This is a genomic window from Lysinibacillus sp. NPDC056220 (assembly GCF_049315265.1).
GTDB classification, from domain to species: Bacteria; Bacillota; Bacilli; order Bacillales_A; family Planococcaceae; genus Lysinibacillus; species Lysinibacillus pinottii.
Genome location: NZ_JBMOXD010000003.1, coordinates 93,917 through 110,166 on the forward strand (window position 1 = coordinate 93,917; position 16,250 = coordinate 110,166).

Sequence of the window (16,250 nt, forward strand, 5' to 3'; positions counted from 1 at the left end):
CGCAATAAAGAGGAGGTATTTAAAAATGACATGGATTGTCCAAGAAGCAAAGACACAAAAACAATTAGCTGAACAATTTAAAGCTCATATCGCTCGTTCAGCTATTTTGCAAATACCAGGGGTACATGATGCAATGGCTGGTTTGATGGCTAAAAAAGTTGGCTTTGAGGCATTATATCTTTCTGGTGCCGCTTATACAGCGAGTAGAGGTTTACCAGACTTAGGGATGATTTATTCAAATGAGATAGCCCAGCGTGCTAGTGATATTATTCGGGCTACAAATTTACCGATGCTAGTGGACATTGATACGGGCTTTGGTGGCGTATTAAATGTTGCCCGTACTGCTCGTGAAATGCTAGAGGCAGGGGTTGCTGCCGTACAGCTAGAGGACCAAAATCTTCCTAAAAAGTGTGGACATTTAAATGGCAAAACTCTTGTTCCAAAGGAGGAAATGATTCAAAAAATAAAAATGATTAAACAAATAGCCCCTACATTAATGATTGTTGCTCGCACGGATGCAAGGTCTGTTGAAGGCTTAGAGCAGGCTATACTAAGAGCCAAAGCATATGTTACTGCTGGTGCAGATGTTATTTTTCCAGAGGCATTACAAACTGAAAAAGAGTTTAAACAATTTGCCAATGAGTTAGATGCCCCCTTATTAGCCAATATGACTGAATTCGGTCAAACTCCTTATTATACCGCTAAGGAATTTGAAAAAATGGGTTACTCGATGGTCATTTATCCCGTTACATCTATGAGAGTTGCAGCAAAAGCATACGAGCGCGTATTTGAATTAATAAAAAATACTGGAACACAACAAGAAGCAATTGAGGATATGCAAACAAGAAGCGAATTGTATGAAACGATTTCCTATTATAAATTCGAGGATTTAGATAGTGAATTAGCAAAAACCATCTTACCGAAGGAGGAAATAAAGTAGGAGAGGTAAATGGCTTTTCTCCACTTTCTTTCAAGGAGGGCTTATATGGATCGACTAAAAAACAACATGACGATCTTTACACCTGAGGATTTCCACGATGAAGAAGAGCTCATTGCAAAAACTGCTGAGCTCTTCATTAAACAGGATGTCTCACCGAATATCTCATCCATTGAACAGCAACAATATGAGATCACCCGACAATTGTTCCAAAAAGCAGGTGATCTTGGATTACTGGCCATTGAAATACCCGAAGCTTATGGAGGACTTGAGCTCAATAAAAAAATTTCTGGTCTGGTAGCAGAAAAAATGGGTTTTGGGGGTTCTTTTAGTGTCTCCTACAATATTCATGCAGGGGTGGGCACATTACCCTATATCTATTTTGGAAATGAGGAGCAAAAGCTGAAATACTTACCAAAGTTGGCTTCTGGAGAATGGATTGGAGCTTACGCCCTTACAGAGTCCGAAGCGGGTTCTGATGCACTGCGCCCCAAAACGAATGCTAGATTAACAGAAGACGGGAAAGCATGGCTAGTAAATGGAGAAAAGCAATGGATTACCAATGCTCAGCTAGCAGACGTCTTCGTTGTATTTGCCCAGACGAATAGGGGGATGACTGCGTTGATTGTCGAACGTTCCATTAAAGGAGTATCCGTGGGTCAGGAAGAAGAGAAGATGGGCATTAAAGGCTCTTCAACGGCCACGCTCATTTTAGAAGATGTTATTGTGCCAATCAATTGTGTTCTTGGAGAGGTTGGCAAAGGACATATAGTCGCTATGAACATTTTGAATATGGCACGTCTAAAGCTTGCCTTTTCTAATATAGGAACGGCCAAACAAGCATTTCAAATAGCCGTGAATTATGGGAAGGGACGGAAACAATTTGAACGACCTATCGTTGACTTTACATTGATACAGGAAAAGCTTGCTGACATGGCCGTTCTGATTTATGGAGCAGAAAGCGGTGCATACCGAACGGCTGGGAAAGTTGATGAGGCTATTGCATCAGCAAGCAATGAAACGATAGTTCAGAAAATATCTGAATTTGCTCTGGAATGCGCACTTCATAAAGTACATTGTTCCGAAGCACTTGGAAGAATAGCTGATGAAGCTGTTCAAATACATGGTGGATATGGCTATATGCAAGATTATGAAGTGGAACGTTTGTATCGAGACGCAAGAATTAACCGTATTTTCGAGGGTACAAATGAAATCAATCGCCTCACAATGGCTAAAATGCTGTGGAAAAAATATGTACAAACAACTGCAATAGAGGGTGATTTTATTCACGCTCAACCATTAGAAAAAAATCACCATTACATCCTTCTCTCCAAGCATTTAATGCAACTAGCTATTCATGTCATTGCAAATGCACAAATTCAACTCGAACAGGAGCAAGAATTTATGCGTTTGTTGGCGGATATGGCCATGGAAACGTATGTCATGGAATCAGCCTGGCTCAGGTCGAAAAAAACTGCACATGTCCAAACAAAACAATTAATGACTGACATATTATGCCAGGAGGGTTACCGCAAAATAGAAGAAAGTGCGATTACTATCATTACGGCCGCTGAAAGCAATGAACAAAAACGAGTAAGCTTGCTAAATAACATTCGACAATTAAATATTCCGCTACAGCAAAATCTCTTTATGAAAAAACGGGCACTTGCGAGAACATTCATTGACAACCCAAAAATGATTAGTTAGGAGGAGCAGCATGATCGATACATTTGTCAACGTTAGTAAAGAGGATTCTATTTCAATTATTCATTTAAATCATCCACCTGCAAACACTTTGTCATCAGCCACTATTGAAAACCTACGTCTCATTTTCCAAGAGCTAGCAGAGGATGAAGACACAAGTGCCATTATTATTACAGGCACTGGCCGATTTTTTGTCGCTGGGGCTGATATAAAGGAGTTTGTTTCAGCCTTTGGCCAACAGGAAAAAGCATTGCAAATGGCTCAAGCAGGGCAAGCGCTATGCGATGAAGTAGAAGCCATGAAAAAACCAGTTATTGCTGCCATTAATGGACCGGCTCTTGGAGGAGGGCTTGAACTAGCGTTAGGATGTCATTTCCGAATTGCTTCGAATCAAGCCATTCTCGGCTTACCAGAATTAAAGCTTGGGCTACTCCCAACATTCGGGGGGACTCAACGACTTAGCAGAATGACGAATCAAGCAACAGCGCTCCAATTAATTTTAACAAGTAAACAACTGAGTGCAGACGAGGCATTACAGCTAGGTATTATTCAACTCGTAACAGAACCTGAGGAACTTTTGACGACGGCTAAAGCTGTTGCACAGTCCTTTGTTGCGGGTAAAAGTATGACATGTGTCTCTCGTACAATTGAATGTGTGATTCAAAGCACGAAGGATAACCTACAAAAAGGACTTGAACTTGAACGAACACGTTTTGCTGAGTTATTTTTAACAAATGATGCCAAAGAAGGTGTACAGGCATTTATTGAAAAAAGACAGCCACACTTTAAACACTGTTAAAGGAGGGGGCCAACATGGCAAACGAAGTTTTATTTTCGGTGGAAGATGGAGGAGCAGCCTTCATTACGTTGAATCGTCCTAAAGCTTTAAATTCTCTTTCCACTAACATGCTTAACCTCATTAGAGAAAAATTAAAAGAATGGGAAGCGAATGATCAAATCTGTCTTATTGTACTACAAGGGGCAGGGGAGAAGGGGTTTTGCGCTGGAGGTGACATTAAAACACTTTATCAAGCACAATCCAGTCAAGAAGCATTTAAAGTAGCTGAAAACTTTTTTGAAGTAGAGTATGAAGTGGATTTGGAAATCTATCATTATTCTAAACCAATTATTGCTTGCCTTGATGGCATAGTCATGGGTGGTGGAGTCGGATTAACCTATGGAGCAAGCCACCGAATCGTTACAGAGCGTACAAAATGGGCGATGCCGGAAATGGATATTGGCTTTTTTCCAGACGTTGGCGCGGGCTATTTCTTAAACAAAGCGCCAGGATTTATTGGTTACTATGTGGCATTAACTGCGTCCATTATTAAAGCAGCAGATGTCCTTTTTGCGAACGGAGCAGATCATTATATGACGAGCGATAAGCTATTTGATTTCCTTCAAAGCGTTATACAGACAGATTGGCATTCTAACAATATAAACGCAACCTTACACCAACTAATTAAGAAATATTCTAGTAATCCATCCACGAACAGTGAACTTGAGAAGCTTCAAACAGTAATAAACCATCATTTTTCAAGAAATACAGTCGAGGAAATCATACAATCCTTAAACCATGACCCAAGCGAATTTGCCCGTGACACGAAGAACTTGCTGTTGTCGAAATCACCTTCCTCTTTAAAAATTACGTTACAGCAGCTTATTGACGCTCGTGAAAAAACAGTAGAGGAATGTTTGAATACAGATTTCATGTTGGCAAGAAACTTTTTAAGACATAAGGATTTCTATGAAGGTGTACGATCTGTTGTGATTGATAAGGATCGTAATCCACGCTATACCTATCAAAACCTAGAAGAATTTACAGAAGAGGAGAAGAAAAAGTTTTTTCAAGAAAATAATGTTACATGATAGACTTCATTTAAAAATCCTGTTCGTAGCAGGATTTTTATCTTTATAGAAGAAAGGGGGAAATGACATCACCCCATTCTAAGCAAGAAACAGAATATTCGGGTTTATACTAGCTTTCAATCTCTTCATTTTGATCATTTAGAGTGGTATTAGAGTGCTGTAGGAGGTTATCTAGTATTCTGCCAGTAATAGGCATAAAGAAATGGAGGATGAGCCCTCCCAAACAAACCGTTATGATTGTTCCAAAGCCAATTGGGCCTTTCCATAGTAACGCCAGCGTTAAAAACAGGAGATAAATAGTGGTTCTTGCAAAAAAGATGCTCCTTTTCGTGAGCTCTTTAATTATTAAGGTTAATCGATCAACAGGTATCGGTGCAAAATTCGTATGTAAATAGGTGGCAGTCCCTAACCCAATCACCATTAAACCTACACCAAAACTAACAACTTGACTATACCAAGCTACAGGCGTTATCCAATTGTGTAACACAAATAACCACATATCAATTCCAATTCCCGTAATAAAGGCTGTCATCAAGCCCAAGAATTCGGGCCTTTGCTTGGTTAACATAGAATTACCAACTATTAAAATAATAGCTATAATAATTTCCCAGCTACCTACAGTCAGCCCTATATTTTTAGATAATCCCACTAAAAGGGCATCGAAGGGGGAAGTGCCTAGATTAGATTGAATAGTTAAAGAAATGCCCAGTGTTAAAATGAAAATGCCTAAGACATAAAAAACATATTTCACTTTTATTACCTCCCTCCACTTTTTATTGCATATACAACAAAAATAAGTTACATTCAATATATATTCTTTTTATTGCATTTGCAATATAAAATACATAAAGAGTTCTGAAGGAGTGTAATCAATGTCAATCAAATTATCAAAATGTAGCATAGGTGATTTAAAAAAACTCCAAGAGGTGAGTATCGAAACATTCAATGATACCTTTAAAGATCATAATTCACCTGAAAATATGACCGCTTACTTGGAGAAAGCATTTACAGAGTATCAGCTGGAAAAAGAATTATCTAATAAAGCTTCAGAATTTTATTTTATCTATAACAATGATGTCATTGCTGGTTACTTAAAGGTGAATGTCAATGATGCTCAGTCTGAACCAATGGGGGATGAGACACTTGAAATTGAACGTATTTATATTCGACAGCCATTTCAAGGAAGAGGTCTTGGCAAATATCTCATCAACAAGGCAGTCGAATTAGCTGAAGCTCAAAACAAAAGCAGCATCTGGTTAGGAGTTTGGGATAAAAATGACAATGCCATAGGCTTTTATAAGAATATAGGCTTTGTGCAGACCGGGGCACACAGCTTTTATATGGGTGAGGAAGAACAAATAGATGTAATTATGACAAAAATATTAATATAAATTTTTAAATAGCAGAAATGTTGCGGTATCAACGTTTTTGCTATTTTTCTATACTTATTTTTCTACAGGTACATCGTTTGTGAAATGGCACGTCTTTCAAACCATAAGAACCTTTGTTTCATTAAACAACCATTCTTGTTTTCTTGTAATATTTAAGCTTTTTAATCCATTAAATATTAAAAATCTCTAATATGTGATGCGGAAAACGCCAACTTTTTCTATACTTTTACCTATTTCAATGGTTTGTATTGTCATATAGGTCTTTAGACAGTTGAGTCATTTCCATATTACCTATAAAATGTAATTATTAATGAAAACGATAATCATTATCAATTGTTAACAACACCTCATTTGTTTCGATTTACTTTTACTTCTCAGTCTTTCTAATAAGGGAGACTTATTTTTTCAACAGTGAGTGATAATCATTATCAATTAATAGTAAAAAGGTTCTGTGAAAGGATTGGTTTATTTCATGCAGCAGATTGCTAAACAGATTGCAAAGAATGCAACGTTTCAGGCGTTTATGAATTGTTATATACGAGAGGTGAGAAGCGGGCATTGGGTCAAAAAGGAGGAATGGATTAAGGAACAACGACTATCAGCCCTGATTACCGAGGCATATATATTAGAGCTTGAGTTACCAAGACAAAACATACGTTTTGCATTTGGCGTGGAATATAAATCTCTTGTTGGAAGACAGGTATTTGGTGCATCGTTGAAATATTGTACAAAACAAAAACAATGGCTTGTTGAGGATAAATTAACGATTCTCATCACGCTTATTCAGGAACTACATTGTACGACTAAAATGGATGGCTGTCTGAAGCTTTCTTCCCATTTTGACGAACTCATTCTTCGCATAATTGAGAGCTATCAAACAATGGCCCATTATATTGAAAAGAGTTTTGAAGGTGACAAGCAACACCGAGCTAGCGATACGTTTATTGAAGCAGAGCAGTCTCTCCTACTTGGTCATTGGCTCCATCCAACACCTAAAAGTAGACAAGGGATGGCAGATTGGCAACAAACCAGCTTTGCTCCAGAGTTACAAGGTTCTTTCCAACTTCACTACTTTCGAGTCGACCGTAAAATGGTGAACGAGGCCTCCGTATTAGAAATAAGTGCTAGTGAACACATTGCTCGATCTTTAATCAAATCACAGCCTGAATTTGTTAAGTCAGAGAATGTCTGTTACATTCCGGTACACCCCTTACAAGCACAATGGCTTCTACAGCAACAGTATGTCAAAAAGGCGATTGCTGAAGATTTAATAAAATACGAAGGAGCACAAGGGGCATATTATACAGCAACCTCTTCAATCAGAACGGTTTACAACGCTCAGGAAGAAATGATGTATAAGTTTTCAATTCCCGTAAAAATAACAAATTCATTGAGGGTCAATAGAACTCATGAACTCAAAGCGGGGATTGCTATGGCTCGATTAATGAAGAAGATAGATTTCTTACAAAAGCATTCATCCTTTCAAATGATGAATGACCCTGCGTATATGACTATAGAGTTTCCAAATCAGACGGAATCAGGATTTGAGGTTATTTTTCGTTCAAACATATTTCCTAAGGGGCATGATGAAGGAATCTGCATGATCGCTACGCTTGTGCAAGAGCCCCTGCTAGAAGAAAAATCAAAGCTATGTCAGCTCATCATGAAAATCGCTCAATCTGAATTCCGGTCATTAGAGAGCGTCAGTTTAGATTGGTTTAAAGTCTATTGGACAAATGCTATTGAACCATTATTAAGATTATACGATGAGCATGGGATCGCTCTTGAAGCCCATCAACAAAATAGTCTGTTAAACATCTCTTCAGGTTATCCAACTACATATTATTACCGCGATAACCAAGGTTATTACTTATCAAAAGCATATAAAGATGTACTTCTTTCAATAGAACCATCTTTACATGAAACGGAGGAGCTATTTTACGAAGATGCCCTTATCCATGATAGATTTACCTATTATTTATTTATGAATCAATTGTTCCCTGTTATTGCTCGATTTGGAGCAGATCAGTTAATTAATGAAAATGAACTTTTGAAGTGGTCTATGGATCAACTGCACTTATTAGAAAAAGAATTTACAGGTTTTGGAAAAATATTCGTTCGTAACATTCTAAAACAAGAGGAGCTTGCCTTCAAAGCAAACCTATTAACAAGGTTTCATGATGTAGATGAACTGGAGGCCGAACTGGAACAAGCCGTATATACTAAAATTCCTAATCCATTTGTTATTCAGTTTGAGGAGGCAGAGTATGCAGCAGCTACAGCCTTTAGCTAAACAAGGAGAACTCCGTGTAAGGCGGCAGCTTGTAGAAGCAATGATCTTTGAAGGACTAATCAAATATGAAGAAACACGTCTAGATCAAAGGACTATAATTTTTACACTTATTGGACAGAAATACACCTATCGTTGTGAAGGTAGAAGGATGGCATTTGATCGCATTCGAATAAAGGAAGATCATATTTTTTTAGTAAGCGAAGATGAAACGGTACATGAGGCAACGCTTGAGGAGCTAGTCGATGAGTTACTGACGAGTCGTCAAGACAAAATTCGATTACTGAAAGAACTTCATGGAACGAATAAGCTTTGTGAATGGAATGAACGACATCTCCAAATGCCCATGTCGAGAAGAAAATCAATCTATGAAGAATTAGAATCGGAAATTATGGAAGGACATCCCTATCATCCTTGTTTCAAATCCAGAACCGGCTTTACAATTGACGACCATGCAGCCTATGGCCCTGAGGGAAAGCAAGCATTTACTCTTCAATGGGTTGCAGTGAGAAGAAGCTATGTACGAATCGCTGTACTTGAGGATGAAGCGAATTTTTGGAAAAGAGAGCTAGGGCATTTACTGTGGGAAACCATTCTTGACAAGCTTGCAGTATTCAAAGGAACATTTGAGGACTATACGTTCTTACCTGTTCACCCATGGCAATGGCGTACCATGAAACAGAAACTTGCTGAATTAATAGAACAAAAAGATTTCATACCTCTTGATGTGAAAGGAGATTACTATAGGGCAACTCAATCAGTGCGAACATTATGGAATTCTTCAGATCCAAAAAAGGCACAATTAAAATGCTCCATGAATATGGTGAATACCTCTTCATTACGAAGGTTACATTCTCATGCTGTTTGTGCTGCTCCTCATATTTCTGCATGGCTTAAACAGGTCATTGAATCCGATGCCTACTTACAAAAGAGCGTTATTGTACTGGAAGAATATGCAGGCATTATTTTTGAACCGGATGCCACAATGCATAGTAGAAAATTAGAAGGTCAGTTTGGCACCATATGGCGAGAAAGTGTGCGCTTGTACATGAAGGAAGAAGAGAAAGCAGTACCGTTTACGGTACTCATGATGACGGAGTTAGATGGGCGTCCTTTTATTGATGACTGGCTATGCCGATATGGAACCGAGGCGTGGATAAAACGATTGATTGAAGTGAGTGTTATTCCTGTTTGGCACTTACTTGTTGCTCACGGAATTGCTGTAGAGGCCCATGCGCAAAATATGATTTTATTGCATCAAAATGGGTGGCCGACACGAATTGTATGGCGGGATTTTCATGACAGTATCGAATATACGGAAGAATTCATTGCCGATAGAAAACTCGTTCCAGATTTTGAAATGATACATGAACGCTTTAAAGATGCACCTGCCGATCAATATTATTGGATGTCTTCTGTAGAGGGTTTACGAGAGTTAGCTATGGATACACTCTTCGTGTTTCATTTAAGTGAGCTATCTTATTTGCTAGAAGAGCATTATGGATACGAAGAAACACGCTTTTGGAGTCAAGTTAACGACGGAATACAGAAGCACTTTGACCGCTTTCCATCTTTATGCCCAAGAAATGAACAGCTTCAGTTTACTAGCACACATATTTATGTTGAATCTTTACTAAAAAAGAAACTGCAAAATCAAGAAGAAGGAAATTTTCGACATATCGTCAACAATACGTTGGCACAAGCAGATGAAAAGGGGAAATAATGATGTTTTATGTTAACGATCAATTTTATACAGTAGAAAATATTGAACAACAATTTGATATATATGAAGGCTTATCTCATCTAAAGGAGTGTAGCAATCGCAGGATAGCGATTTGTACGGATGATGTTTTTCAATATATGACTCTTTGTTTATACATTCGTGAAAATGGAGGATCAGTTGTCCCAATCCATCCGGCTACGCCCAAAGAGGGGGCCATAAGGATTGCTTCTACTGCGGGTAGTCATCTGTTGTTGTTCCAATCGATTGATACCTTTATTGAACTATCCAATCATTCCAATAACCAAGAAGGGGTATTGGTTCAAATGAGCTCAGGTACAACAGGAGCTCCGAAGTGCATTGAACGAACGTGGAGCTCAGTGGAGGAGGAGATTGAAAGTTATGTAAAAGCGTTACCTGTTGATGCCATGACAAATTCTGTTGTTGCTTGTCCAGTTACTCATTCTTATGGATTTATTTGTGGGGTTCTAGCCTGCATAAGAAGAGGAGCAAAGCCGGTTATTATTACGAATAGTAATCCTAAATATATATTGAAAAAGCTAAAAGAACATCCTCAGCACATACTCTATGGAGCTCCAGTGTTACTGTATACATTAAGCCGATTATTACCAATTGATCAACAATTTGATCGTGTGATGACGTCAGGAACTGTGATGCCACATAGCTGGTTAACATCATTAAGAGAAAAATCTAACCAAGTACTACAGCAGTATGGATGCTCCGAATCTGGCTGTGTTGCGATTCACCCTCATGTGGAAGATCCAAAAGAGATGGGATATCCTCTACCTCATGTAAAGGTGACAGCTGGTGACAAACAAAGACCTAGCGAGATTATCATTGAAACGTCTACACAAACGATTTATACGAAAGACCTTGGCTATATAGAACATAATATTCTTTCTTTTCTTGCAAGAATCGATGACACAATTAATGTAGCAGGCTTGAATGTGTATCCGCAAGAAGTAGAAAGCGTGTTAATGGATGAGCCAAGAATAACGGAAGCCGTCGTATATAAGAAACAGGATAATTTATCAGGAGAGCGAGTTTGTGCACTCTATGTGTCTTCTGAACCAATCGATACTATAGAACTTAGAGAATGGTGCCGGAAATTTCTTGCCCCCCATCAAATTCCGATTGAGTTCATATTTGTTCATGAAATCGAAAAGCTACCTAATGGAAAAGTAAGTAGAAAAAAACTTGGAGGCATCTCTGTATGAGTCGGCAACAATTGATTAAGAGCATCTATGATATTATGGAAAATTCATTAGAGTTGCAGACACTGTCTTCTTTTAATGAAGATGCCCGATTAAATGAGGATTTATATATGGATTCAATTATGGTTCTTCAACTCATCCTTCATATAGAATTGGATCTTGGCATTTCCATTCCCGATGAGGGGCTCGTTCCGAAAGATTTCAAAACAGTAGGGACACTAGCAAGCTTCTTAGAAGAACAGCAAAAGATAGATTAATCGGAGGCTAAAAATGATAAAAGTTCATTGTTTTGTAAGCTGTGTTTGTGAGGTTATTAAGAAGACAAAGGGTGTCGATCATAGGCCTTACTATTTTGGAGTATGGGATGCAGATTTCGATGTGCTTGATAATGGTGTGCTCACATACCATTCTGAACAAATAGATCATTATTTCTTTCAAACATGGTATGAAATGCTCTATGGCATCAAGCTTTACAAATGGTATGACGAAAAACAAACCAAACAAGAAAATATCAACAAGCTACTAGGGTTATTAGCGCATAAATCTCCCCAGCAACATGTAATGGTAATGTTAGATTTATCGAAGCTTCCAGAACGAGAGAATAAATTTCATCAAAGTCCATTCCCTCATTATGTGATGCTAGAATCGACAGAAAATGAAGAAGAGTGGTTCATGTATGATCCTGATTTTCGCTGGGAAGGGTTATTACCGAAGGAAAGAATTTTAGCTGCTATCCAAGAGCCATCTGTAGGAGGAGGCTATTACTTTGATTCGGAGACAATCATTGCTCCAACTACCGAGACGGTGGAAGCCTATTTTAATACATGTATTAAGCTTCATTGTAATCCATTGACAGATACCATTGCTGAAATTATTAAAGAGCATACTGCTGGGAATGACAAAGAAAGTATATCAAAACTTCCAGCTGCAATAAAACAATTGCCAGTTATAGCGATTAGAAAGTATGCATATGAGCATGCGTTTGCATTTTTTTGGGAAGCACTTGGCCGCGCTGAAGAAGGCTTTGATAAATGGTGTGATGATATTGAGCGTTTAGTGAATGGCTATACTACGATTCAGTATCGGGTGATGAAACTTGCGATGACGCAAGACCCGCTAGTAACAGAAGATATTTTTGCGAAGTTAGCAAAACAAAATCTCCTTGAGTTCAACATAAAGCAAGGATTACACGAATGTTTTCAAGCATGGTTAACACTACAGCATAAGAAAGAGGTCCAGTTATGAAACTATCTATTTGTACAATTTCGTTTCGCCACTATCTTCACTCAATAGATCAATTGGCTGACTTTGCCAAAGCTCAAGGCTTTCAAGGGATTGAGCTCTGGGGTGTTCATGCAAAGAACTTGGCTGATGACCTTCATTATGGAGCGGATTGGTTAAGATCCTTCGGTTTGGAAACGAGCATGCTTAGTGATTATTTACCATTAGATGCTCCTATTTCTGAGATGATGGCTGAAACGGAGAGGTTATCTGCACTTGCGGAACGCTGGGGAACCAATAAGATTCGTACATTTGTCGGAAAGAAGGGCAGCTCAGACACAAGTAAGAAAGAAAGAGAGGAACTTACTTTCAGACTAGAATTGCTTTGTGATTATCTTGAGTCAAAGGGACAATATTTACTTGTTGAAACTCATCCGAACACTTTGACAGATAATTTACCATCAACCATGCAGCTACTCGAAGAAACGAATCACCCAAGGCTACGAGTAAATTTTGACGTATTACATGTATGGGAATCAGGGATAAACCCTATTATCGCTATGGAGCAACTTCGTCCTTATATTTTACATTTCCACTTTAAAAATATTGCCTCCCGTACACAACTTGATGTTTTTGCACCACATAATGTTTATGCTGCATCAGGGTCTAGAGAAGGGATGGTTCCATTATTTGAAGGAGTCATTGATTATGGAGAATTCCTAGCGGAAGTAGATTCAACCATGGAGATAAATGCCTCACTGGAATGGTTCGGATCGAATGTGAAGAGTGTTTTAACAAAAGATATTCACGATGTTAAGAAGGCTTTGCAGCTGGTGCAAATATAATAAGTATAAGGCTATAGAGAATCCCAAGGAAAAATATGTATCATCTTTTCCTTGGGATTTTGTCTTTTTATTAGGGAGATACGCTTAGAGAGCTATTGATTTACAAACGTTCAGTTTTTATAGTTTCCTACTTAGCTACATAGAAATAATTTTGGTTGCCACGGTTTGCTGAAATGCCTGGTCATGCTCTACAAACACCATTGTAGGATTAAAGCTTTGGATGAGCTCTTCAATTTGCAGACGGGAATAGATATCTATAAAATTAAGTGGTTCATCCCAAATATATAAATGTGCTTTCTCACATAAACTTTTGGCAATAAGTAGTTTTTTCTTTTGTCCACCTGAATAATGAGCAATATCCTTCTCAAATTGGATTCGATCAAAATCCATTTTACGAAGGATGGATTTAAACAATGTTTCATCAATGCCGTTAGCTTCAATAAAATCCGATAACGATCCCTTCAAATGGGAAGTATCCTGTTGAACATAGGATATTATGAGACCCGAGCCTACATGAATGTTGCCCGTATGCTGTATGTCGTTTCCAAGAATGAGTTTTAAAATACTACTTTTTCCGCTTCCATTTTTTCCATCAAGGACAATACGATCACCTTGCTCAACTTTAAAGCTTAATGGCTGATTAATCATTTGGTCATCATATCGAACAGATACATCGGTCAACGTCATTAGTTGCTTTGACTGAAACGTCAATGGCTCTAATTTTAATGACTCCGTCTTTTCTACATTTTTTAGCAATTTTGATTTTTCATCAATCGCTTTTTGTTGTCTTGATTCAATGTGCTTCGATCTCTTCATCATCTTAGCCGCCTTATGTCCGACAAAGCCTTTATCTAGCTTAGAACCTGAATTCGTCGTCCCATTTTTGGAAGCCTCGACTTGGTTGGACCAGCCTGCTGAACGCTTCGAGGAATGTTTTAATCTTTCTATATCCTTTTGTAGACGATGGTTTGTTGCTTCCTCGTGCTCCTGCTGTCTATCAAAATTTAACTTCCATGAAGAATAGTTACCACTTTGAACGTCAATATTTGCTCGATTAATGGATAGGATATGGTCCACACAGCCATCTAAAAACGTTCTATCATGCGAAATCAAAATAAATCCTTTTTTCTTCTTCAAATAGTTAGCAACCATTTTTCGCGCATCTGTATCTAGATGGTTAGTCGGCTCATCAATTAATAGAAATTGGCCCTCCGTCAAGAAAAGGGCAGCAAGCAATACCTTCGTTTGTTCTCCGTTCGATAATGTTTTAAAGGGTCGGTACATGACCTCCGCATCTACATGTAGATACGATATTTCGCGAAGATACTCCCAATCCTCTGCCTGCGGGCAAATCTCCTCAAATATTTCATACGTAAATTTGTTTCGATCAGCAACAGGGTAGGGGAAATAAGTAAAGTCTACCGAAGCATTAATTTTCCCACTATACTCATAATGCCCTAATAATAAATGAAAGAATGTTGTCTTCCCTCGACCATTTCTACCGATAAATCCTAGTTTCCAATCCGTATCTAATTGAAAGTTAACACCTTCAAAAATAGGATCAAAGCTACCTGGATAGGAAAATGTTAAATTTTGAACTTGTATCATTGACATGATAATTCCTCCTTTGTATAGCAACACGTTTTTCTTTCTTATATACAAAGTCGGCATATCCATCTGGTGTTCATGTCTCCGCATAAGTAGGATGGATATTAACGACTTATACGGAGATTTACATGTGTAACAATTGTGTCTAAATCGCTCATTTTCCACACTCCTTTTTTGAATTTTGATGTAACTATGAGAGAATAAAAAAATCCCCCCAATTTCATTGGAAGGATTAGTCGGTTACAGGTAATAATAAAGGACCTTTTTGCCATAGGAAAATGACAAATAAAGTATAAACTGATGAATAAAAATGGACAGACTAATCCTATATTTTGTAGTTTGAAGTAATTGATTTCAACTTAAAATATAGATTAGTTCATCATTGTTCATCCATCAGTCCTCTCATAATTGTATATTCATCGTACCAAATTTTTTCATGAATGACAAATCAGCCTATTGTTCGCGTAACAGTAAATGAGGCACAATACGAATGTACATGATTTCTCCTATAATTTCGACAATCGTTTGTGTAACGATAATAGCAACCACAACTGTATGAATTGAATCCGGTAAAGATAAGGCCAAGGGCAGAACGACAAGTGAATTGCGTGTTGAACCACTAAAAATTAAAGCTCGACCAGATGCAAGATCAAGTTTGAATCGTTTGCCGATGTGTTTTGAAATAAATGGCATGATAAGCATAAAGGCAATATAAATTGGAATGACCTTTACAATCAAATCAATGGACGACGATAGTTTTCCAATTTGTGAAGCTACAACAACAAACAATGTTAACGCCATAAACGGAACAGGTAGCCATGCAGAAAAATGAATAATTTTTTGACCAATTATTGATTTTTTAGCTAGTAGTTGAAAAATAATAGCAATGACTAATGGGATGACGATCAGCTCTAAAAATGCCTCTAGGAAAGGACCTTTTTCAACTATTTCCGATGCTTCATGACCAATGAATAACCACAAATAGAAGGGGAGTAATAGCATTTGGGTAATGAAAAGAATAGGTGTGGAAATCAGCATAGCTTTTTCATTACCACCACCAAGTGCTGTAAAAACAATGACATAATCAATACAAGGTGTCAGTAATACTAAATAGACACCGAGTAATAAAGGCGGGTGGTTTGGTAAAAACAAAGTTAGTAGCCAAACAACAATGGGTACCGCTATATAGTTGACCGTTAGCAGAGCCCCCAAAAAACGACGGTTAGAAAAGGATTCTTTTAATGTAGTAAAAGGAATTTGTGAAAACATGCTATACATTAAAATAGCTATGACAAATGAAATGGTAATGTCTAAATGGATGCCCATCTCAGGGGCGAATAACCCTATACCTCCTGCCAACAATAAAACGAATACATACAGGGAAATCTGATTTCTTTCTAATGTTTCTCTTGCAATCATCATCATTGAAC

Annotated in this window: 14 protein-coding genes; 11 read left to right on the forward strand and 3 right to left on the reverse strand. The window is 37.9% G+C overall.

What is annotated here, in order from left to right; all coding sequences use genetic code 11:
• The first annotated feature begins 25 nt into the window (after positions 1–25).
• From prpB to ACOZBY_RS10550, 4 genes are read left to right on the forward strand one after another with little or no spacing between them, the layout of a single operon-like run.
• On the forward strand, positions 26–940 hold the full coding sequence (gene prpB / locus ACOZBY_RS10535; protein ID WP_036163716.1) for a methylisocitrate lyase: 915 nt from the start codon (positions 26–28) through the stop codon (positions 938–940).
• Positions 941–949: 9 nt separating this feature from the next.
• Positions 950–2,644, forward strand: a complete 1,695-nt coding sequence (locus ACOZBY_RS10540; protein ID WP_416277655.1) for an acyl-CoA dehydrogenase family protein — start codon at positions 950–952, stop codon at positions 2,642–2,644.
• Between the two features lie 10 nt (positions 2,645–2,654).
• Positions 2,655–3,440 (forward strand): enoyl-CoA hydratase-related protein, encoded by a 786-nt coding sequence (locus tag ACOZBY_RS10545; RefSeq protein WP_031416003.1) that lies wholly within the window; start codon positions 2,655–2,657, stop codon positions 3,438–3,440.
• 14 nt (positions 3,441–3,454) lie between these two features.
• The gene (locus tag ACOZBY_RS10550) at positions 3,455–4,510 is read left to right on the forward strand and encodes an enoyl-CoA hydratase/isomerase family protein (protein ID WP_325881478.1); all 1,056 of its coding nucleotides are present in this window, start codon (positions 3,455–3,457) and stop codon (positions 4,508–4,510) included.
• Between the two features lie 109 nt (positions 4,511–4,619).
• Here the strand turns inward: ACOZBY_RS10550 and ACOZBY_RS10555 are convergent, their stop codons facing one another.
• Positions 4,620–5,261 carry a YczE/YyaS/YitT family protein gene (locus tag ACOZBY_RS10555; protein ID WP_099805871.1) on the reverse strand — a complete coding sequence of 214 codons (642 nt, stop codon included), beginning with the start codon at positions 5,259–5,261 and terminating at the stop codon, positions 4,620–4,622.
• A gap of 121 nt (positions 5,262–5,382) precedes the next feature.
• Here ACOZBY_RS10555 and ACOZBY_RS10560 point away from each other — a divergent pair, with 121 nt between their 5' ends.
• The 7 genes from ACOZBY_RS10560 (at position 5,383) to ACOZBY_RS10590 (ending at position 13,212) form a co-directional block, all read left to right on the forward strand.
• Positions 5,383–5,901, forward strand: coding sequence for a GNAT family N-acetyltransferase (locus tag ACOZBY_RS10560; protein WP_012294577.1), 519 nt, complete (start codon positions 5,383–5,385; stop codon positions 5,899–5,901).
• Between the two features lie 472 nt (positions 5,902–6,373).
• Entirely contained in the window at positions 6,374–8,194 is a 1,821-nt protein-coding gene (locus tag ACOZBY_RS10565) for an IucA/IucC family protein (RefSeq protein WP_422762255.1), read from the forward strand.
• On the forward strand, positions 8,169–9,914 hold the full coding sequence (locus ACOZBY_RS10570; RefSeq protein ID WP_422762257.1) for an IucA/IucC family protein: 1,746 nt from the start codon (positions 8,169–8,171) through the stop codon (positions 9,912–9,914). Before ACOZBY_RS10565 ends, ACOZBY_RS10570 begins: the two co-directional genes overlap by 26 nt.
• The gene (locus ACOZBY_RS10575; RefSeq protein WP_422762259.1) at positions 9,914–11,149 is read left to right on the forward strand and encodes an AMP-binding protein; all 1,236 of its coding nucleotides are present in this window, start codon (positions 9,914–9,916) and stop codon (positions 11,147–11,149) included. The genes ACOZBY_RS10570 and ACOZBY_RS10575 overlap by 1 nt, the downstream gene beginning before the upstream one ends.
• Positions 11,146–11,403 carry a petrobactin biosynthesis protein AsbD gene (gene asbD / locus ACOZBY_RS10580; RefSeq protein ID WP_031415996.1) on the forward strand — a complete coding sequence of 86 codons (258 nt, stop codon included), beginning with the start codon at positions 11,146–11,148 and terminating at the stop codon, positions 11,401–11,403. Before ACOZBY_RS10575 ends, asbD begins: the two co-directional genes overlap by 4 nt.
• A 13-nt stretch (positions 11,404–11,416) precedes the next feature.
• A complete protein-coding gene (locus tag ACOZBY_RS10585; protein WP_031415995.1) occupies positions 11,417–12,391 on the forward strand; it encodes a DUF6005 family protein in 975 nt (324 codons plus the stop codon).
• On the forward strand, positions 12,388–13,212 hold the full coding sequence (locus tag ACOZBY_RS10590; protein WP_031415994.1) for a sugar phosphate isomerase/epimerase family protein: 825 nt from the start codon (positions 12,388–12,390) through the stop codon (positions 13,210–13,212). The genes ACOZBY_RS10585 and ACOZBY_RS10590 overlap by 4 nt, the downstream gene beginning before the upstream one ends.
• Before the next feature lie 135 nt (positions 13,213–13,347).
• Here the strand turns inward: ACOZBY_RS10590 and ACOZBY_RS10595 are convergent, their stop codons facing one another.
• Entirely contained in the window at positions 13,348–14,826 is a 1,479-nt protein-coding gene (locus ACOZBY_RS10595) for an Lsa family ABC-F type ribosomal protection protein (RefSeq protein WP_422762262.1), read from the reverse strand.
• A 447-nt stretch (positions 14,827–15,273) separates the two neighbouring features.
• Complete coding sequence (locus ACOZBY_RS10600) at positions 15,274–16,239, reverse strand: arsenic resistance protein (protein ID WP_099805907.1); 966 nt, start codon at positions 16,237–16,239, stop codon at positions 15,274–15,276.
• Positions 16,240–16,250 lie beyond the last annotated feature (11 nt).

Bases quoted from the DNA above. Each gene is read 5' to 3' on its own strand.
- ACOZBY_RS10575 (WP_422762259.1), top strand. From the start codon at position 9,914: ATGATGTTTTATGTTAACGATCAATTTTATACAGTAGAAAATATTGAA.
- ACOZBY_RS10560 (WP_012294577.1), top strand. From the start codon at position 5,383: ATGTCAATCAAATTATCAAAATGTAGCATAGGTGATTTAAAAAAACTC.
- ACOZBY_RS10595 (WP_422762262.1), bottom strand. From the start codon at position 14,826: ATGTCAATGATACAAGTTCAAAATTTAACATTTTCCTATCCAGGTAGC.
- ACOZBY_RS10545 (WP_031416003.1), top strand. From the start codon at position 2,655: ATGATCGATACATTTGTCAACGTTAGTAAAGAGGATTCTATTTCAATT.
- ACOZBY_RS10565 (WP_422762255.1), top strand. From the start codon at position 6,374: ATGCAGCAGATTGCTAAACAGATTGCAAAGAATGCAACGTTTCAGGCG.
- ACOZBY_RS10585 (WP_031415995.1), top strand. From the start codon at position 11,417: ATGATAAAAGTTCATTGTTTTGTAAGCTGTGTTTGTGAGGTTATTAAG.
- asbD (WP_031415996.1), top strand. From the start codon at position 11,146: ATGAGTCGGCAACAATTGATTAAGAGCATCTATGATATTATGGAAAAT.
- ACOZBY_RS10570 (WP_422762257.1), top strand. From the start codon at position 8,169: ATGCAGCAGCTACAGCCTTTAGCTAAACAAGGAGAACTCCGTGTAAGG.
- ACOZBY_RS10550 (WP_325881478.1), top strand. From the start codon at position 3,455: ATGGCAAACGAAGTTTTATTTTCGGTGGAAGATGGAGGAGCAGCCTTC.
- ACOZBY_RS10600 (WP_099805907.1), bottom strand. From the start codon at position 16,239: ATGATTGCAAGAGAAACATTAGAAAGAAATCAGATTTCCCTGTATGTA.
- prpB (WP_036163716.1), top strand. From the start codon at position 26: ATGACATGGATTGTCCAAGAAGCAAAGACACAAAAACAATTAGCTGAA.
- ACOZBY_RS10540 (WP_416277655.1), top strand. From the start codon at position 950: ATGGCTTTTCTCCACTTTCTTTCAAGGAGGGCTTATATGGATCGACTA.
- ACOZBY_RS10590 (WP_031415994.1), top strand. From the start codon at position 12,388: ATGAAACTATCTATTTGTACAATTTCGTTTCGCCACTATCTTCACTCA.